The sequence below is a fragment of the Blautia sp. MSK20_18 genome, from assembly GCF_020553125.1.
Taxonomy (GTDB): Bacteria; Bacillota; Clostridia; order Lachnospirales; family Lachnospiraceae; genus Blautia_A; species Blautia_A fusiformis.
In genome coordinates this window covers 1-19,536 of sequence record NZ_JAJCGR010000047.1, presented here as the reverse complement: position 1 = coordinate 19,536, position 19,536 = coordinate 1, and the positions used below count along the sequence as shown (strand labels likewise).

The 19,536-nt window shown below is 45.5% G+C and carries 18 protein-coding genes, 1 tRNA gene and 1 riboswitch; of the genes, 3 read left to right on the top strand and 16 right to left on the bottom strand.

The annotated features are described in order from the left end of the window. Positions 1–244: 244 nt before the first annotated feature. The 11 genes from LI091_RS16590 to LI091_RS16540 all read right to left on the bottom strand — a co-directional run bounded on the left by LI091_RS16590 (position 245) and on the right by LI091_RS16540 (position 9,684). Positions 245–332 (bottom strand) — tRNA-Ser (locus LI091_RS16590). A gap of 797 nt (positions 333–1,129) precedes the next feature. After that, on the bottom strand, positions 1,130–2,815 hold the full coding sequence (locus LI091_RS16585; protein ID WP_173740122.1) for a sulfate adenylyltransferase subunit 1: 1,686 nt from the start codon (positions 2,813–2,815) through the stop codon (positions 1,130–1,132). 1 nt (position 2,816) lies between these two features. Then, on the bottom strand, positions 2,817–3,719 hold the full coding sequence (cysD, locus tag LI091_RS16580) for a sulfate adenylyltransferase subunit CysD (RefSeq protein ID WP_114001953.1): 903 nt from the start codon (positions 3,717–3,719) through the stop codon (positions 2,817–2,819). A 56-nt stretch (positions 3,720–3,775) separates the two neighbouring features. Next, a complete protein-coding gene (locus LI091_RS16575) occupies positions 3,776–4,087 on the bottom strand; it encodes a 4Fe-4S dicluster domain-containing protein (protein WP_015526617.1) in 312 nt (103 codons plus the stop codon). Continuing rightward, positions 4,071–5,777 carry an adenylyl-sulfate reductase subunit alpha gene (locus LI091_RS16570; protein ID WP_173740961.1) on the bottom strand — a complete coding sequence of 569 codons (1,707 nt, stop codon included), beginning with the start codon at positions 5,775–5,777 and terminating at the stop codon, positions 4,071–4,073. Before LI091_RS16570 ends, LI091_RS16575 begins: the two co-directional genes overlap by 17 nt. Positions 5,778–5,782: 5 nt before the next feature. Continuing rightward, positions 5,783–6,199 carry a M67 family metallopeptidase gene (locus LI091_RS16565; RefSeq protein WP_059086473.1) on the bottom strand — a complete coding sequence of 139 codons (417 nt, stop codon included), beginning with the start codon at positions 6,197–6,199 and terminating at the stop codon, positions 5,783–5,785. Between the two features lie 76 nt (positions 6,200–6,275). Beyond that, positions 6,276–7,082, bottom strand: coding sequence for a thiazole biosynthesis adenylyltransferase ThiF (gene thiF / locus LI091_RS16560; RefSeq protein ID WP_015526615.1), 807 nt, complete (start codon positions 7,080–7,082; stop codon positions 6,276–6,278). Further along, on the bottom strand, positions 7,082–7,291 hold the full coding sequence (thiS, locus tag LI091_RS16555; protein WP_021650460.1) for a sulfur carrier protein ThiS: 210 nt from the start codon (positions 7,289–7,291) through the stop codon (positions 7,082–7,084). Before thiS (LI091_RS16555) ends, thiF begins: the two co-directional genes overlap by 1 nt. A 12-nt stretch (positions 7,292–7,303) precedes the next feature. Beyond that, positions 7,304–7,549, bottom strand: coding sequence for a sulfurtransferase TusA family protein (locus tag LI091_RS16550; RefSeq protein WP_015526613.1), 246 nt, complete (start codon positions 7,547–7,549; stop codon positions 7,304–7,306). Beyond that, a complete protein-coding gene (locus tag LI091_RS16545; RefSeq protein WP_173740962.1) occupies positions 7,542–8,405 on the bottom strand; it encodes a 4Fe-4S binding protein in 864 nt (287 codons plus the stop codon). The genes LI091_RS16550 and LI091_RS16545 overlap by 8 nt, the downstream gene beginning before the upstream one ends. 40 nt (positions 8,406–8,445) lie before the next feature. After that, positions 8,446–9,684 (bottom strand): O-acetylhomoserine aminocarboxypropyltransferase/cysteine synthase family protein, encoded by a 1,239-nt coding sequence (locus tag LI091_RS16540; RefSeq protein ID WP_265191376.1) that lies wholly within the window; start codon positions 9,682–9,684, stop codon positions 8,446–8,448. 304 nt (positions 9,685–9,988) lie between these two features. Here LI091_RS16540 and LI091_RS16535 point away from each other — a divergent pair, with 304 nt between their 5' ends. The 3 genes from LI091_RS16535 to LI091_RS16525 all read left to right on the top strand — a co-directional run bounded on the left by LI091_RS16535 (position 9,989) and on the right by LI091_RS16525 (position 13,403). Beyond that, positions 9,989–11,179: a sensor histidine kinase gene (locus tag LI091_RS16535; protein WP_265191375.1), complete on the top strand. Its 1,191-nt coding sequence runs from the start codon at positions 9,989–9,991 to the stop codon at positions 11,177–11,179. Further along, positions 11,180–11,893 carry a response regulator transcription factor gene (locus tag LI091_RS16530; RefSeq protein WP_265191374.1) on the top strand — a complete coding sequence of 238 codons (714 nt, stop codon included), beginning with the start codon at positions 11,180–11,182 and terminating at the stop codon, positions 11,891–11,893. A 199-nt stretch (positions 11,894–12,092) separates the two neighbouring features. Beyond that, positions 12,093–13,403 carry a hypothetical protein gene (locus LI091_RS16525; protein WP_265191373.1) on the top strand — a complete coding sequence of 437 codons (1,311 nt, stop codon included), beginning with the start codon at positions 12,093–12,095 and terminating at the stop codon, positions 13,401–13,403. A gap of 104 nt (positions 13,404–13,507) precedes the next feature. On the opposite strand, the gene LI091_RS16520 is transcribed toward LI091_RS16525, so the two are convergent. The 5 genes from LI091_RS16520 to LI091_RS16500 all read right to left on the bottom strand — a co-directional run bounded on the left by LI091_RS16520 (position 13,508) and on the right by LI091_RS16500 (position 19,322). Further along, positions 13,508–14,524 (bottom strand): sulfate ABC transporter substrate-binding protein, encoded by a 1,017-nt coding sequence (locus LI091_RS16520; protein ID WP_059086478.1) that lies wholly within the window; start codon positions 14,522–14,524, stop codon positions 13,508–13,510. Between the two features lie 349 nt (positions 14,525–14,873). After that, positions 14,874–16,115: a 2-iminoacetate synthase ThiH gene (thiH, locus tag LI091_RS16515; RefSeq protein WP_265191372.1), complete on the bottom strand. Its 1,242-nt coding sequence runs from the start codon at positions 16,113–16,115 to the stop codon at positions 14,874–14,876. Between the two features lie 166 nt (positions 16,116–16,281). Further along, the gene (locus LI091_RS16510) at positions 16,282–17,067 is read right to left on the bottom strand and encodes a thiazole synthase (RefSeq protein ID WP_015526604.1); all 786 of its coding nucleotides are present in this window, start codon (positions 17,065–17,067) and stop codon (positions 16,282–16,284) included. Between the two features lie 163 nt (positions 17,068–17,230). Further along, the gene (gene thiS / locus LI091_RS16505; protein WP_015526603.1) at positions 17,231–17,434 is read right to left on the bottom strand and encodes a sulfur carrier protein ThiS; all 204 of its coding nucleotides are present in this window, start codon (positions 17,432–17,434) and stop codon (positions 17,231–17,233) included. Positions 17,435–17,682: 248 nt separating this feature from the next. Next, positions 17,683–17,790: riboswitch (TPP riboswitch) on the bottom strand. A gap of 413 nt (positions 17,791–18,203) precedes the next feature. Then, positions 18,204–19,322, bottom strand: coding sequence for a hypothetical protein (locus LI091_RS16500; RefSeq protein ID WP_173723488.1), 1,119 nt, complete (start codon positions 19,320–19,322; stop codon positions 18,204–18,206). Positions 19,323–19,536: the final 214 nt, after the last annotated feature.

The window sequence follows — 19,536 nt, the reverse complement described above, 5'->3', positions numbered from 1 at the left end:
ATTTTCGAGAATCGTATGTGTTTCACTGTTTAGTTATCAAGGTTTGTTGTGTCTGCCTCTCAGACAGCTCGTTTATTTTATCTCATCTCAAATCGTTTGTCAAGTACTTTTTTCAACTTTTTTCAAACTCTTTTTTTGATGAATCTCTGTCTCGCTGACAGCTTGTTTACTTTATCACATCCGCAAGCGTTTGTCAACAAGTTTTTTCATTTTTTTGAAAAATTTATTTTTTTCAAAAAAATAACGGAGAAGGAGGGATTTGAACCCTCGCGCCGCGTTAGCGACCTATACCCTTAGCAGGGGCACCTCTTCGGCCTCTTGAGTACTTCTCCAGACTCCGAACTTATAATTTCTTATTAAATTGGAGTGCATTTCTTCCGTGTTTTCATCCGAAACGCATGGTTAATTATAGCGGAATACACTATTGTTTGTCAACACCTTTTTTTCATTTTTTTACATTAATTTTATCTTAGCGCGATTGACCAATCATATTATCCCCTTAGACAGGTGGCTACGCACGACACGCTGTCCGTGTGGACAGCGCAGGGGAAGTCCATCTCAGAGTTCCGAAGTCCGAGGGCTTCCCTGCCCCTCACCCTCTTGGGCACGGAACAAGCGCTACATCTTCGATATATAATGCGACTGACTTTTATTATGGAATCTTATGCCAAGCTGATTACTGTCTGAGCCGATATTATTCCGGAACGTTGTGCCGAGCTGATTCTTAGATACAACATTCCTCCTGAACAATTTCTGTATGACACTCTACTGCCATGCATCATTGAATACTATCTCGAACTGTTCACTTTCCGCAACCAGCCTGTGTGCACAGCCGAGGAGCTGGCATATGGGCGGGGCGCTCTGCAGGAGGTGTGACAACTACTTAGGCTCTGGAAGGTGGCGTTGTTTTTCAAAAGTTCGCTGTCTGAGCGCAGCGAGTTCGGACTTTTGGAAAACGCTTTTAGCCACCTTTCAGAGTCTTAGTAGTTTCCACCGACGAAGCCTGTCCCGCCCATATGCCAGCTCCTCGGCGTCCATCAAACCACGAAATCCGGCAACACCCAAAGAAAAGAGGCCGCACATGCAGCCTCTTACACACATAACTATAGAAACTATAAGTAACCCAACATCAGATCATCCAGAAATTATCCGTGCAGACAATCCTCCTGTAAGTCTCAAACTTAAACCACTTATTATGAAACTCCGACTTATTATCAGCAGCCTCAAACTCCCTCAAAAACATCTGATAATCATCATTACTGCGGATCTCCAGGGCAAAACCTCTCTCATCCACAACAGGAAGCCCCATAAACACATACTCATCCAGCGGAATAATATCCTGCACCCTCTTATCACGGATCAGAACAGCCGCGCTATCCTCCAGAGAAACAATATCAAAATAGCCCGGATACTCAAAGCTGTCACCCTCAACAGGCACCACATCCCCTACATGATAAGTCTTAACCTCTTTATCCGCCTTAGAAAGCAGCGCATTCTCAAGGTTAAAATAAAACTCCTCAAAAACATAACCGCCAACCTTCACATCATCCTTCTGAAAATAAGGCTTCTCCCCCTCAGTATCAACCGATTCCACAACACCACATGCAGAAGTCATATGACTCACACGGTCGATCAGGATCAGCTCACCAAGAGTCTTATTCCTCTTAAACTCATCCAGCACAACCTTATCAGAAAGACCGATTTTGCAAAGAGCGATCTCATTCTTCTCGATCGTATCCGCATGCAGATGCTCCCCGGTATTCACATCCGTCTTAAACTCGATACTTTTAACCACACCAGCAATCTTCTTCGTACCAACCTTCACAAGATACTCCTTGCCCACTTCAAGCCTGGAATCATCCATCCAGAGAAGAGTAGCCTCGAAACCCTTTGCAACAGGGATCTCATTATTATTGGTAAGAACACATCCACGGCTTACATCCACCTCTTTATCCAGCTGAATCGTAACAGCCTGGCCGGCAACAGCCTCCTCACGATCGTCACTGCCCACCAGGATCGTCTTAACAGCCGCTGTCTCGTTGCTTGGGAGCGTTGTGATGATATCGCCTACATGAACCCGGCCACTCTCGATCTGACCCTGGAAACCGCGAAATTCATGGTTTGGACGAGAAACACGCTGAACAGGCAGATAAAACTCGCTGACATTCTCAGCCTCTGAAACATCCACAGTCTCAAGATGCTCCAGAAGAGCTTTCCCCGTATACCAGGGCATATTCGGAGACTTCTTCGTTACGTTATCACCCTCTGTAGCACTGACAGGAATGATCACAACATCCTGAAGCCCCAGAGTCTCAGAAAGCTCATTGATATCCTTTACGATTTCATTAAAACGGCTCTCACTGTAATCAACAAGATCCATCTTGTTAACAGCAAATACAAAATGATGGATACCCATCAGAGCGCAGATACGTGCATGACGCCTTGTCTGGACCAGAACCCCCTGCTTCGCATCCACAAGAATAATGGAAAGCTGAGCAAAGGAAGCTCCAACCGCCATGTTCCTTGTATACTCCTCATGTCCGGGAGTATCCGCAACGATAAAGCTTCTTTTATCGGTTGTAAAATAACGATACGCAACATCAATGGTGATACCCTGCTCACGCTCAGCCATCAGACCATCCAGAAGAAGAGAATAATCAATGGCACCACCTCTGGAACCCACCTTGCTGTCCAGAAGAAGGGCTTTTTCCTGGTCTGCATATAAAAGCTTGGAATCATAAAGAATATGGCCGATCAGTGTAGACTTTCCATCATCCACACTTCCGCAAGTGATAAATTTCAGTAATCCGCTCATCCTAGAAGTACCCCTCTCTCTTTCTTTTTTCCATGCTGGCAGCTCCGCCGTCAGAATCGATAACACGTGTGGTTCTCTCAGATTCCACAGAGCTTAAAGTCTCGTCAATGATCTCGTCCAGTGTCTCCGCATCAGACTCGATACCACCTGTCAGAGGATAGCATCCAAGAGTACGGAAACGAACTTTTTTCATCTGCGGCTTCTCACCCGGGTTCAGACGCATTCTGTCGTCATCCACCATGATAATGTTGCCATCTCTGTATACAACCGGACGCTCTTTTGCAAAATACAGCGGAACGATCGGGATATTTTCTCTCTTAATGTACTGCCAGATATCAGTCTCAGTCCAGTTGGAAATTGGGAAAACACGGATGCTTTCGCCTTTATTGATCTCCGTATTATAAAGCTTCCACATCTCCGGACGCTGGTTCTTCGGATCCCAGGCCTGCTCTGCGTTACGGAAAGAAAAGATACGCTCTTTTGCACGGCTTTTCTCCTCGTCACGACGACCGCCGCCAAAAGCAGCTGTGAAACCATATTTCTTAAGAGCCTGCTTCAGTGCTTGCGTTTTCATGATATCTGTGTATGCGGAGCCGCTGTCAAAAGGATTGATACCCTGCTTCACACCATCCTGATTAATGTACTCAAGCATTTCGATTCCCAGATTCTTCGCGGTTTTGTCACGAAACTCTATCATCTCTTTAAATTTCCATGTTGTATTTACGTGAAGAAACGGAAATGGCGGTTTCTCCGGATAAAAAGCCTTCATTGCAAGATGAAGCATTACAGAACTGTCTTTTCCTATAGAATAAAGCATTACCGGCTTCTCGCACTCTGCTGCAACTTCACGGATGATATAAATTGCCTCTGCTTCCAGCTCATCCAAATGTGATAATCCACTCATATCTGATCTCATCCTCCTGTTCCGGCCGCCAGAACCGGCAGCACTTATCTTCTGGTCTAATATTTATTCGAATTCCGTCGATCCACATCGATCACGGATGTAGAACCGTCCGTTTTTGTAATGATCCAATGAAGGATATCTCCTTCGCTTTTTACATTCATGATACTTCCGTTCCCGCCGATATCCGCACCAAGGAAAAAGTCGATGGCACCGGCTTTACATTCCTTTACACAGGAAACGCAGCCCCAGCAGTTTTTCGGATATTTCATCACGGCTTTTTTGTCTTCCATGACGATCAGGGTTCCCGGACATACTTCACTGCATTTTCTGCAGCCAACACATTTTTTCTGATCAATTCGTATGCTCATATGTGTCCTCCTTTACAATGTCGCGAAAAATCATCCTGATCTCGCCGTTTTCCAGTTTCGAATTTACATATTTATAAAATTTCTCATCTGTTTCCGGATGATCCAGATTTTCGTTAAAAGAATGCCATCTGGTCTCTTTGCGGTTTTTCAGATGAGCGATCAGTGAACGGCACACAATGAGACGCTCACGAAGTTCGTATGCAAACATCAGCTCATGCATATCTGCTGCCGCTGTTTTTTCGGCAAGAGCCTGAAGCTGAAGGATTTTTTCATCTGCAAGAGCAAGCTGCTTCTCATTAAACTGATAATTAGAAGCAATTCCTCCCGCATATTCATCCATGACTTTCTGCATAGCCTCTTCCAGCTCTTCCACGGAAAATGCCGGTGCGTCTTCATTTCGGAACTTTTCGTACTGAGAAAGAATTTCCCCTTCCTGAACCTTAATCTCTGTCTCAGTCTGAATATCTGCTTCCTTCAAAGTTCCGGCCTTAAACTGTTTCACCATATCCAATGCTGCAAGCTTTCCTTCTGCAAGAGCTCCTGTTACATATTTCTGCGGACATCCACCTGCAACATCACCAGCTGCATAAAGACCTTTCACCGTGGTCTCACGGCCTGTATTTACCCAGTAGCCGCTGGCTGTATGACCGCCTACGATATACGGCTCTGTTCCCTGGATCTCCACATCCTGCTCGCTGGGGCTCTTTCCGCTTTCGATCCATTTCAGAGTCTGGCTCGGTGCCATGTTGAGATAAGCCTTCAGAAGATCTTCATCCTGTTCCTTCGTGATCCCTGTAGTCTTCAGGTAACACGGGCCATGGCCAAGCTGGTTTTCCCGGACTGTTCCGTAAACTCGCTCGCTTGTGGTCAGTCCGTATTTTGTCTCATAGATCTCGCCAGCTGCATTGATCTGTTTTGCGCCGATACCCTGTGCGATGGTTCCCGTAGGAGCAATGGTATCCTTGCAGCGAAGTGCGATAAAACGCATCTCAAAGGACGTCATCTCCGCACCTGCCAGGATTCCCATTGCATATCCGGCACCTGTGTTAAACGGCGGATACCACATCTTATGTCTGGAAAATCCCGGATTGTTCGGCTTATAAAGTCCGGCCGCTCCGCCTGTTGCAGCAAGAACTGCCTTTGCCCGGATAATGTATGCGGTTTCTTCCATAATAGAGAAACCAACCGCTCCGTAAACCTGTCCGTCTTTTACAAGAAGGTCTGTGATATTTACATAATTCAGAACGTCTACGTTCTCAGCTTTATGAACTGCATTAGCAAGAAGTGGTTTAAAATTTTCACCGTTGATCTTGATGTTACGATTTCCTCTGGCTACATAATCACCATTTTCATCCTTCAGGATCACAAGCCCAAGCTTTTCCATCTTTGCAGTAACTTCGTTGAAATTCTCCGCTGCTGTAAGAAGAAGGTCCTGCCTTACGATCCCGGCGGCATCCTTTGTTGCATAATCTACATAATCCTGCGGCTTGCGGCCTTTTACAATGTAGGCATTGATTGCATTAACACCTGCTGCCAGACAGCCGCTTCGTCTGATATTTGCTTTTTCTGCGATCAGTACCCTGCCGGCTTTCTGTTCTGAGAGAACCAGCGCCGCATAGCAGCCTGCGGTACCTCCGCCTATGATCAGCACATCTGTTGTAATTTCCTTTGTGTTTAATCTGTTTTTCATACTCATCACTCTGTTATCTGAAGCTCATGTACAGTTACATTTTTCTCTTTATCTACGCCAAAGGCCTTCAACACCGGATTTTCTGCATCCATAAGAGAGAGAATCAGATATTCGATGTTCGGGTCAAATGCAAGTCGTTTATCTTCTTCGGAAGGCCTTGACGGAGACTCCGGATGAGAATGAAAGTTTCCGATCATCTGATATCCGTTCTGACGGATATCCTTGATCGCGCTCAGCTGTTCCTTCGGGTCCATGGAAAAGTGTTCGTTGCTTTCATCGATATTTGTCAGCAGATACACCTTCTCGATGGTTTTTACATCGTCCTCAATGGTCCCGCCCAGAAGGCCGCAGGACTCATTGGGAAGTCCTTTTCTGCAGTGGTCTAATATTTTCTCGTAATCTTCTTTTTTTAATTTCAGCATTTCTTCGCAGCCTCCAATGGGTTTCTATACTTATTTATACTGCCTGCACCAGCAGACACTTTTGCCTTCTATATTATCAGTGCTTCAGCTCACACACAGCCTGCTCATAATCGATCAGTTCTGTAATCGTCGGATCATCGCCGCATACCGGGCAATGATGATTCTTCGGAAGCTTCACGGTACGGAATGTCATCTTCAGCGCATCGTAGGTAAGAAGTCTTCCTGTAAGAAGATCACCCTGTCCGATGATGTACTTGATGGCTTCCATTGCCTGAAGGCTTCCGATCACTCCGCCCATGGCTCCGATCACGCCAGCCTGCTTACAGGTCGGTACGGCATCCTTTGGCGGCGGGCTCTGGAACGCACATCTGTAGCATGGGCCCTGTCCCGGAACGTAAGTCATCAGCTGTCCCTGGAAACGGATGATCCCTGCATGTGAAAACGGTTTCTCGGCCATTACACAGGCATCGTTGATCAGGAATTTTGCAGGAAAGTTGTCTGTTCCGTCAAGAATGAAATCGTAATCTTTGATCAGATCCATGATGTTGCTGGAATCTACAAAGGTATGATATGTATTTACAGTAACGTCCGGGTTGATTGCTTTCATGGTCTCAGCCGCAGACTCTACCTTCAGTTTGCCGACATCTGCAGTTGTGTGGATGACCTGTCGCTGAAGATTGGAAAGATCTACCTCATCTGCATCCGCGATCCCGATGGTTCCCACACCTGCTGCTGCAAGGTAAAGGGCTGCCGGTGCTCCAAGTCCGCCGGCTCCGATGATCAGAACCTTGGCATTCAGAAGCTTTTTCTGACCTTTTACTCCAACCTCTTTCAGGATGATATGGCGGGAGTACCGCTCAAGCTGCTCATTTGTAAAAGCCATTATCTTGCGCCTCCTCCCATGTAGTACAGGAACTCAACAACGTCGCCGTCCTTTACCTCTGTTTCCGGAACGTCTGCCTTGCTGATGAATTCATCGTTGATAGTTACGGTTACATACTCAGGACTTTCAATATCCTCTTTCTCAATAAGCTCTGTAAGCTTCAGTCCGTCTTCGTACTCTTTTTTATTTCCTGCAACTGTGATTGTCATTTCTCTGTTCTCCTATTCTTCAACTTTTCTTACGATCAGTGTATAAGTTCCGTCTTCGTTGTCCTCGAGCTTCAGGATCTGATGTCCTTCTTCCTTCACGCTTCTGGGTACATTCTGTACCGGCTCGCCGTCATTCATCTTAATTGCAAGGATCTGTCCGTCGTCCAGCTCTTCCAGAGCTACTTTTGCTTTTACAAAAGTTACCGGGCAGACCACATCGGTAATATCTACTGTATCATCAATCTTAATATCAGCCATTGTATGCTCCTTTCAAAACCTCCTGAAGTTTTTCAGCGCCTACCCGGTCGATGGTAAATTTAAAACGCTCTCCCGGATTTGCATGATCATCAAAGAACTGGATCGCTGCATCGGTCACTCTGAAAAGCTGCTCCTCAGAGGTGATCAGCGGAAGGAATTCCTGTCCCTTGCTGATGTGATTTCCAAACGTTCCGCCAAAGGAAACGATATATGCTTCGTTTACATCCCATGCATCCACCGGACAGGATTTTGCACATCTGCCGCAGTAGTTGCATTTCTCTGTGTCGATCACCAGCTTGTCATCCTCAAAGGAGATAGCGTTTTCTCTGCAGGCCTTTTCGCAGACACCACAGTGGATACATGCGTCCTCTTTCCAGCTGACCTGTGCTGCTCCCTTGATCCCAACATCGTTCTCCTCTGCTTTCAGACAGTTGTTCTGGCATCCGGTAACACCGAATTTGAATTTATGAGGAAGCTCTCTTCCGAAATATCTTTCATTTAATTTCACCGCAATGTCATAGCTGTTGATATTTCCGCTTGGACAGACAGCGTTGCCCTGGCAGGCTGTAACTGTACGGACTCTCGGTCCGCAGACACCAGGCTTGCATCCGCCTTTTGCAAGATCATCCTTTACATCATCAATATCATCTAATTTAATGAACGGGATCTCAACTCCCTGTCTGGAAGTAAGATGTACATATCCGTCCCCGTATTTCTCAGCTACCTCTGCGATCTTCTTAAGGTTTTCTGCGGTAAATGTACCGCCTACACAGGCAAGACGAAGAGAAAAATTATTTTTCTGCTTCTGTCTCATGAAACCACCTTTTTTTAATGTAGCGTAATCTACTTTTGCCATAACGAACTCTCCATTTCTCTGCTGGTGCAGCTCTTAGATTTTATCGGTTATTTTCTATCGCTTGTTTGAAATCTTCTTTTAAATCTTCAACATCTTCAATTCCCACACTGATACGGATCAGATCCTCGAATACTCCGGACTGCAACTTCTCTTCGTCGGAGATGTGTGCCGCGATGGTGGATTCCGGATGGATCACCAGGGTCTTCGTATCTCCGATATTGGAGATGATCAGCGGGATCTTCAATGAATTAATAATGGAAAAAGCCTTCTCCTTGCTTCCGGTTCTTACAGTTACGATAGCTCCGTAGCCATTCCTGAACTGCTTTTCCGCAATTTCGTGATAAGGGCTTTCTTCCAGTCCCGGATAATTTACTTCAATGTCACCACCCAGGCCCTGTAAAAATCTCGCAAGCTCCAGTGCATTGTCACACTGTCTCTGCATTCGAAGTCCCAGGGTTTCCAGTCCCAGGTTATTAAGGAAAGCATTCTGCGGAGCAAGACACGCGCCAGTGTTCCGGAAAAGTCCGTTTCTAAGCTTGGCGATGTATGCAAATGGTCCGAATTTCCGGTATGGAACAAGTCCCGGATATCGGTCAGGGTCCCATTTCAGACCCTTACCACAGACAAGAATACCGCTGATGGCATCGCTGCTTCCATTGATATATTTGGAAGAGGAATGAACCACAATGTCAGCTCCAAGCTTCAGTGGCTGGATCAGATACGGGGTTGCCACCGTGTTGTCTACGATCAGCGGTACGTCATGCTTATGTGCCACTTCCGCAACTGCCTGGATATCGGTAACATCCAGCTTGGGGTTGCCAATGGTCTCCGCAAAAACAAGTCGCGTCTTCTCTGTGATCTCTGCCTCAAAAGCTTCCGGCTTATTCTCTTTCACATATTTTACGGAAATCCCGAAAGGCTTCAGATCATCGAACAGTTCCACGGTTCCGCCGTACAGTCCGCAGGCTGCCACAATCTCGTCTCCCGCCTGAAGAATGTTCAGAAACGCATTGGTCAGCGCTGCCATTCCGGATGCACAGGCCACACTGCCGATCCCATCCTCCAGCATGGTCACTCTCTTCTCAAAGGACTCTACCGTAGGATTGTTGATCCTTGTATAGGAGAAGCCCATTTTTTTATTGTCAAAAATTTTCTCCAGGTCTTCCGCGCTGTCATGTCGGAATGCGCTGCTCTGATAGATTGGAACCTGTGTTGCACCCTGTGGATATTTCTCGTTGGTGCCGTGGAGCAGCCCTGTATTAAAGCCGTATTCGTTCATAGCCTCTTCCCTTTCTTTTGTTGACACTTATATTAACCTACTATTCATAGTATGTCAATAGGAAAACGGGATTAAATGTATTTTTTTGTGTACACAACTATACAGCAGCATGGTACAATTATAGCAGTTACGGGAATTACAACCCCAAAAGAAAGATGCTCGCAGACATACAAACCTACATTAAGAGCAGGAGGTGATCCCTATCAATATAAATCCGAAGCTCCGAACTATTTTTCACTCTTTATTCAGCCCCACCCTTGATTTCCGCGTCCGGCTGTTCAACATCCTCGCCTTGGGAGGTACTGTGATTAGCCTGATCATGGCCTTTCTCAGTCTCGGGACCGGTTCCTGGGGAAATGTACTGATCAATTTTGCGCTGGTTGCAATCTCCGGAGGGCTTTTTCTTTATTCCTATTACAGTGGAAAATATCAGCGCTGCTACCTGATCACCATTGTCGTGATCTTTCTGATCGTTTTTCCGGTGATGTTTTTTACCAGCGGCGGTTATCGTGGCGGCATGCCGGCTTTCTTCGTGTTTGCTATTATTTTCACCGTGCTGATGCTGAAAAAAAGACGGGCTCTGATCGTTTCTCTGCTGGAGATTGTCCTGTATATAGGACTATGTCTGGTTGCATACCATTTTCCAGACACAGTAACTCCCTTTTCCACGGAAGCTGACCGGCTGGCAGACATTCTTCTGGCATTTGTCTCTGTAAGTATTGTCTGTCGCAGTGTTCTCTATTTTCATCTGAAGGAATACAATCAGCAGCAGCTCCTTCTGGAGGAACAGAATCTGCGGCTGCGCTCCCTTGACAATGCCAAGTCCACCTTCCTGACCACCGTTGCCCACGAGATCAAAAATCCACTGAGTTCCATCTCCCTCCACGCCCGTGACACTTCCGAACTCCTTGAGGAAGATCCTCTGGATTTCTCTCTTATGCAGGAAAATCTCCGCACCATTGAACAGTCAGTAATGCGGATCGACCGGATCGTGCTAGATCTTATGGATACCGTTTCCATTGAGCAGGGACGGCTGGCCCTTTCCCTTGTACCATCAGATCTGGGAGCACTTTTACATTCTGTAGAAAAAGATTTCAGCAGTCATCCAAGTCCCGGGAATAACCAGCTGGTCTTTACGATACAGCCCGACCTCCCGGAAATCTCTGCAGACCCGGAACGGCTGATCCAGGTTCTCACCAATCTGATCTCCAATGCAGAGCGTCATACCAGGAACGGAACCATCACCATTTCCCTTTCCGGCGAACCAGGCTGGCAGACCATCTGCGTCTCCGACACCGGAACCGGCATGTCAGAAGAAATGCGAAAAAATGCACTCAAGGGTTATGTTTCTGCAGATAAAGATTACTGGCGGCACGGCATAGGTCTCTATGTATGTCATCAGATCATCACTGCCCACGGCGGCAAAATATGGCTAAAAAGTAAAGAAGGCGAGGGAACTCAGGTGTTCTTCTCACTTCCGGAGGAGGAATCATAAATGAATGAAAAGAAATCGCTTATCCTTATGGTCGAGGATGAAGAACAGGTGCTGAATATCAATTGCCGGATGCTACGGCGCCGTGGCTACGATGTCCGCACTGCACAGACAGCCGCCGAAGCCTGTCATCAGCTTGAAGAACATCTGCCGGATCTTCTCATCCTGGACATTATGCTTCCGGACGGAAACGGCCTGGATATCTGCCACCACTTCCGCGAAAGAACCATGAACCCGGTTCTTTTCCTCACAGGAAAAAGTGATATCCATGATAAGGTAGAAGGGCTTCAACAAGGAGGCGACTATTATCTCACCAAGCCTTATAATTTCGATGAATTTCTGGCCGTGATCCAGATGCTTCTGGAACGCCAGAAACGAATGGAAAAAAAAATAAAAGAAAAATTTCAGTCCTCCCGTCAGATCACCATCGGCAGCCTGCGGCTGGATCTTTCGGACGGCCATGCATATCTCAATAATGCCGACACAGGCCTTACCCGGACCGAATTCTCTCTGCTGCGTCTCCTTGCAGAAAACCAGGAGAAGATTTTTTCTGCAAAGGAGCTCTACGAAGCGGTATGGGGCAGCTGTGCAGGAACAGATACCAGCACGGTACGGCGGCATATCTTTAACCTCCGGACCAAGATCGGTGCCGAGGATACCGATGAATATGACATTGTCTCGGTTTATGGGAAGGGATATCTTTTTACCTGCCGGTAAGCCGGCCTTTTCACGATCGGATAGCATATTTCCAGACCTGTACGCAGCTTTCCGTAAATGTCTCTTTTTCTTCACATTTCCGGATATCGGGATCTGTCTGTTACAATGTACTTAACAGACAGATCTTTTTTATTTGTAAAAATTTACGATCAAAGAATAGTAAGCAGCTAACTGCTGCGCAATTTATCAGGAGGTGCCTATGCATAAAAAAATCTTAGTTCTTTTAACAGGCGCGATCGCTCTTTCCATATCTGCAATCCCGGTCCTCGCTTCTGACCCTCCAACCGATGACGGTCAGTACATCTGGCAGGATGAAAACGGAGATTACTGGTACCGCAATGGTTCCGAGGATGAATATATCGGGGAAGGTAATTATGCCCCTGACCCGGATTCCGGTGAACTGATGGAAGGCAACGATGCCGGCTGGACCGAACAGGACGGTTATTTTGAGCCTCATTATTATTATGAGGACGGCAGTGTGTGGCTGGAAGATGCCACCGGAACCACATATATTGGCTCCAGAGATAAATATTATATTGATGACTACGGCAATCTTCAGGAATATTCCGATTCTGAAACTGATTCCTCCTCCGGAGATTCTTCAGAAGAATCCTCCGATACCAGTGGAAACTCCTCCTCGCAGGATTCCGATTCTTCATACCCAAATTCCTCTTCCGATACAAACACGGAAGATTCCTCTGAATCGGAAAAGCGCGGCGAGCTTCATATGCGGGTTGGATTCCCTGCCGATGATACGATCAGAGAATCCATGCCCGAAAAAGAAGGTTATTTCGAGCAGCGTTCCGTAAATGGCGGAAAAAGCACTGCCTTTGTTTTAAAAGTACCGAATTCCTCTCTGGAGGATTCTTCCCTGAAGGGTTTTCTGGCAGAATACTATCCGGTAAAGGGTGAGATCATCACCAAAAAGAATCTTACCTTTGAATCTTATCCTGCCACGAAATATCAATACTTAACCGAAGTCAACGAAGAAGAAAAAAATGTAGATGCTCTTGTATGCCAGACTGACGATTATACATTCGGACTTTTTGTCCTGACTCCGTCAGACACCTATGATAAGGCCGCCGAAAAGGAAGCCACAGAGCTGATCAAATCCATAGATTTCGTTTACGCAGAGCGTGTGGATATGGCCATGACGGATTACTTCCAGGTCCTCACTCCGGAGCGTTGGAAATATCTCTGCCATTATGAAACAACCGAAACCGAAAATGGTGGATATAAACTGACTTATTACAATGAGGATGTTCCTGTACTGACTCTGGAAGCCAGATATTACGATGGCGAAGACCAGCCTCTGGACAGTGTATGGCAGGGCTATCTCGGCCGTATCGAAACCGTCGACGGCAAAAAATACGATCTTCTGTCCACCATCAGCCAGTACTCCAAGGACGCCTCTGATGAATGGAAGGAAATGTATGACACTTATCTGGATGTCATAAACGGGATCCGTATAATGGACGGCTGTTCCCTGACCGAAGGAAGCCATGCCTGATCCCTTGTGATTCACAATATTTACATAAAAGAAGCTGCAGACTCTGTTTTTTCACTGTTCTGCAGCTTCTTTGTGTTATTGTGTCCAACTATATCTTCTGCTGTCTATCCTTCGTAAATCTGATCAAAAATCCCTCCATCTGAGAAATGTGTTTCCTGTGCCTTTTTCCATCCGCCAAAATCATCAATGGTGACAAGATTGATGTCCAGGTCAAACACATCGGAGTATTCCTTCAGAATATCCTGGTTTGACGGACGGTAATAATTATCACCGGCGATCCGCTGTGCTTCATCGGAATAGAGATAATTCAGATATTCCTCTGCCACATCTCTGGTGCCTCTTTTGTCTACGACTTTATCGACTACTGCTACAGATGGCTGTGCAAGGATGCTGATGCTTGGTGTTACGATCTCGTAGTCGTCCGGATAATCCTTTACGGAAAGATAGGCTTCATTTTCCCAGGCGATCAGTACATCACCCTGTCCGTTTTCCACGAAAGAGGTCGTTGCGCCTCTGGCTCCGGTGTCCAGGACAAGTACGTTTTTGTAAAGATCTCCGATGAATTCTTTAATTTTGTCCTCGTCTCCGTTATATTTATCTTTTGCATAGGCCCAGGCTGCCAGATAGTTCCATCTTGCTCCGCCGGAGGTTTTCGGGTTTGGTGTGATCACACCTACGTCTTTCTTTACCAGATCGTCCCAGTCTTTGATGTTCTTCGGATTTCCTTTTCTCACAAGAAATACAATAGTCGAAGTATAGGGAGCGCTGTCCTCCGGAAATTCGTCCACCCATCCATCATCGATGAGTCCTGCATCCTGGATCGCATCTACATCATACTCCAGTGCCAGTGTTACCACATCTGCTTCCAGTCCGTTGGCAACCTCAAGTGCCTGCTTGCCGGAACCACCATGGGACTGTGTGATCTCCACATCCTGGCCTGTTTTTTCCTTCCAGTGTTCCTGGAAGCTCTTGTTGTACTGCTCATAAAGCTCTCTGGTCGGATCATAAGATACATTGGTGATGCTGACACTGTCCGCCGCATAGGTGGTTACGCCTGTAAGGCTTCCAATTGTTGCTATTGCTGCAAGAGCTGCTACTGCTGATTTCCATCTTCTTTTCATAATACTTACCTCCTGTGTTTTGCCTCGTGTTTTGTTGTTGGGGCTATTATAAACATGAGTAAGTACATATGAAAACTATTAGATTGGAAACCGTTTTCAGACTATACAAAATTTCCGGGATCTCTGCCCTAAAAAGCAGCAGAAAATCCCCGGAAAACGTTAAATCAATACAGGATTCCGTGGAAAAATTTCCGTTTTGGAATATTTCGAGAAAACGTGATCAGCCTTGTATTACGCGGGATCCTGGGCGATTTTTCATCACACTTATCCACAACCGCCCCGGAAAAATGCTCTCCGGAGTGGTTGGTTTTCCACATATTCCACAGAAGTTATCCCATGATCTATGTTTTTACAGATAGATATAATCGTTCATTACAGGCTGCAGGCCGTTCTTTTTCAAATCATTGAAGACCTCATCTACAGATCTTCCGTCAGAGATCTCAAACTGGTCATCACCCTTATCTTCGATATCTTCCACATGGCTTCCGATTCCTGTGCTGACACCTGCGGAGATCTTGGTTGCTGCGATATTTACCAGGTTGTCACGGACACGCTCACATTCTCTGGTGGATACAGTAATACTTGCAAACGGCATAAACAGACGATATGCACAAACTACCTGGAGAAGCTGCGGTTCGTGGACATCCTTCGGGTTGATCCTGTCGTTGTTGATGATCGGACGAAGTCTCGGGCAGGAAAAAGCGATCTCTGCATGTGGATATTTTCTCTGCAGAAGATATGCGTGGTATCCTGTCGCAAAAGCATCCTTGCGGAAATCATCCAGTCCCAGAAGAGCCGCAAAACCAACCCCTCGCATGCCACCCTTCAGTGCACGCTCCTGGGTATTCAGTCTGTATGGGAAAATCCTCTTATGTCCTGCCAGATGCAGAGTTTCATACTTGTCAGAATTATAAGTCTCCTGGAAAACCGTCACATAATCTGCGCCGCATTTATGAAGATATGCATATTCATCGGAATTCATCGGATAAACCTCAAGGCCGATCACCTTGAAATATTTTCGCGCGATCTCACAGGCTTTTCCGATGTACTCCACATTGGATTTGGTTTTGCTCTCGCCGGTAAGGATCAGGATCTCCTGCAGACCAGTCTCGGCGATCGCTGCCATTTCCTTCTCGATCTCTTCTTCGTTCAGCTGTGCACGGCGGATCTTATTGTGGCAGTTAAATCCACAGTAGATGCAGTAATTCTCACAGTAGTTTGCAATGTAGATCGGTGTGAACATACAGATGCTGTTTCCGAAATGTTTCCTTGTTTCGATCCGTGCAGCCTGTGCGATTTCTTCCAAAAGAGGCAGCGCTGCCGGTGAAAGCAGTGCTTTAAAATCCTCCGGTGTACGGTTGTCATGAGCAAGCGCTCTCCGTACATCCGCTTCTGTGTACTTATCATAATCATATGCGTTCATTGCGGAAATAACCTGATCCATTACATCAGATTCTTCCAGCTGTTCCATATCCGGAAGGTACTTCATGTGATCGATACGGTTCTTTTTCATATCTTCCAGAATTTCTTCATTTACGATACTTTCATTAAAATGGCCGTCCTGCTGACTGGCCTGTACTGTCTCTGCCATTACTCTTATGTCGCTCCTCTCATATATTGCAGCAATACTCTGGTCCTCACTGCTGCATATCTGTAAACTCAATTTCGATTGAAACCAGACAATACCTGTGTTTCACTACACCGGCAGCGCCTGTCCCCCGCTTAGTGTTCTGCGTTCAATCATTCATTTATCAATTTTACTCATGAAGAAATCCGGTCAGTGGTGAAGATGCACTTGCACCTCTCTCCAGAGTTCTTCCCATACCGGAAAGATATGCACTTCTTCCTGCCTCAATAGCTTTCTTAAAGGCTTCCGCCATAACACGGACGTCTCCTGCAGTTGCAATGGCTGTATTTGCCATAACTGCTGCAGCACCCATTTCCATAGCCTCACATGCCTGTGACGGGCGGCCGATTCCTGCGTCCACGATGATCGGAAGGTCGATCTCGTCGATAAGGATCTGGATGAATTCTTTTGTACAGATTCCTTTGTTGGAACCGATCGGAGAGCCAAGTGGCATTACACAGGCAGCTCCTGCATTCACCAGATCTCTGGCTGCATTCAGATCCGGATACATGTATGGCATAACTACAAAGCCCTCTTTTGCAAGGATCTCTGTTGCCTTGATGGTCTCATAGTTATCCGGAAGAAGATATTTGGAATCATGGATAACTTCGATCTTTACAAAATCTCCACAGCCAAGCTCGCGGGAAAGTCTTGCAATACGGACTGCTTCCTCTGCATTTCTGGCTCCTGATGTATTCGGAAGAAGAGTAACATCCTTCGGCACATAGTCAAGAATATTGGCAAGCCCACCCTCATTTGCACGGCGCAGGGCAAGTGTTACGATCTGAGTTCCTGCTTTTTCAATACATGCTTTTACAAGCTCCAGGGAAAATTTTCCGGAACCAAGGATAAAACGGGAAGTAAACTCATGGCCTCCCAGGATCAGTTTGTCTTCATTTGTGTTTGCTGTTGTCATTTTTTATGTCCACCTTTCTTTATGTCTGTTTGCAGAAAATATTTCCACCGATTTATAACCAGCGCCTTCTTCTGCCAGATCATTCTTCATCTGCATTTTTTCAGTAACTTATCTGTCAGTTACTGCCGTGGTATATATACCTAATTTTATCTCTATAGCGACATCAGCAGCTTCCGCCGCCCATAAACTGCAGAATCTCCACAACATCGCCATCTTTCAGTACTGTTGTATCGTAAGTATCTCTCTTAATGATTTCTTCATTCAGCTCTACTACAACCTGCACCGGAACATAGTTACATGCTTCCAGATATTCAGTTACTGTCACCGGCTTTTCCAATGTTCTGCTTTCACCATTTACTGTGATCATGATCTCTCCTTTCCGGAAACTTCAAAAGCTATTCGTCAATAAAAAAGAGTTCACAAAGAAATACACCCGCGGTGGTGCACCCCTTCATGAACTCAGTTCACTCTCAAATTTCCCAATATTCAATTGTCGATACCGGGGTTAAAAGCATTCGCTCTTGATCCCTTCCCTGTAAATCCTGATCTTACGTATTCAATCGGATAAAAACATCCGCATCCAATAAAAAAGGAGATACACCAAAGTATCTCCCGTAAATCCATCTTATACGTTCCTACGTTGGCATTATCCAAATCAGGTATAAGGGTCGAAGTTGAAGACTTCCTCTCAGCCTGCCATCACAAGCTCCCCTGTTATTTACATGAGTTAGTATAAGACGAATTATGATCAATGTCAAGAGTATTAAATTTTCTCACAATAGTTCCAATTTGTTCTAAACTATAGTACACTGTTAATGCTGCCAACCCTCCAGCAGAAAGGAGGTGAAGTCCAGTGTGCGAATTAATCATCACATTTTTTGTTTCTGTTACGGCGGATATAGTTAGCTACTATATTCGCAAATGGCTGGACAGAAACGACAGGCAGTAACAGCCTGAAAGGCTTAAGCCCCCTTACATAACGGCATAGAAAACCCCGGAAGTGTGCGAGACTTCCGGGGTTTTCGTTTTTGCCAATGTTTGAATTTCATCACATTTCTTAGCTACTATCATCTTATGCTTTCTATACTAATTTGTCAACCGAATTTTATTAACGGCATCATCATAGGATGTTACTGTTATTTATAAGCAGTGAATCCCAGATCTTTCATTGTCAGATTTAAATTCTTTTTCAGATAATCATTTGCTACTTTCATTGTCGCTTTCATCATAATATTGGAAGAATCCTGCAGATCTGTCATCGCTTTTTTTCCGTTTGTATACAAGAAAGTCAGATTCTGACCTTTATAAGCAGATGCTTTTGTAGAAGAAGTCACCAGCAGAAAGACTTCATTTGTAGACAGGGCGGACTTCACACTGACCGTATCAGATTTCACACAGTTTCCGATAATATCCAGTCCGGCAAGGATTCCATCTGAAGGCATAGAGAGCATCATCCCAATATCTATCTTATCTTCTTTCTTCAGATAACCGATCATCAGAGTACTTTCTTTATCTACTTTGACATTTATAAACTGATTTCCGTCTTCAGTATATTTGCCTTTCTGACTGATGTATTTTTTCAATTTGCTATAATTCTGCGTCAATCTGGTATTAGCCGAGGTCGGATTCTTTACAGTAACCTTGCAGGTGAATTTTCTGCCACCAAGAGTCGCTGTGATAACCGCTGTTCCTGTTTTTACCGCGGTGATCTTTCCGACAGAAGTTATCTTGACAACATTTGTGTTGCTGCTCTTCCATGACGGTTTCAGACTGGTGCCTTTGATCTTCAGTGTATAAGTTTTTTTCGGTGCCAGTGTCAGGCTGGTCTTATTCAGGGTGAGATAATTCAGACCTGCGATCGCTGTCAGACCTTTTTCATTATATCTACTCCAGATCGTATTTTTTCCGGATTTCCGGTAAGCTCTCACTGTGTAAGTATAGCTTACTCCGGTACTTACTTTTGTATCGGTAAGCGTAACATTTTTGCTTCCTGTGATGTTTTTTACTGTTTTCCATCCACTGTTTCCGGTCTTGCGGTATACCCGGTATCCGGCAACTCCTTTTACCTGTTTCCAGCTGAAAATAATCTTATTCCTGCCGGAGATCTTAATAGAAGACATAGCCGGCGTTGCTACGTTTATCGCCGCCTGTACTTCTGTCGCACTGATCAACTCCGGAACCGCAGCTGGTGCCGCCGTTGCAAGCATAAAACCTGTCAAAATGCCACATAAAGCTTTTTTCCAATTTCTTCTCATACGCTTTTTTCCTTTCTGCTTTGTGGTATATCTGGATTCCCTAACAAATATAGTATACATTACAAAAAATATTCCTGCTATGATATTTTTCACCGAATCGGGGCTTTCGGTGAAATTCGGCAGTTTCTACAATGGCTTGACACTCCCCTCAGCTAAAGCAGGGGGATTCTTGCTTCTCCCACTACTGCATTGGCAAACACCTTACGGTACTGCA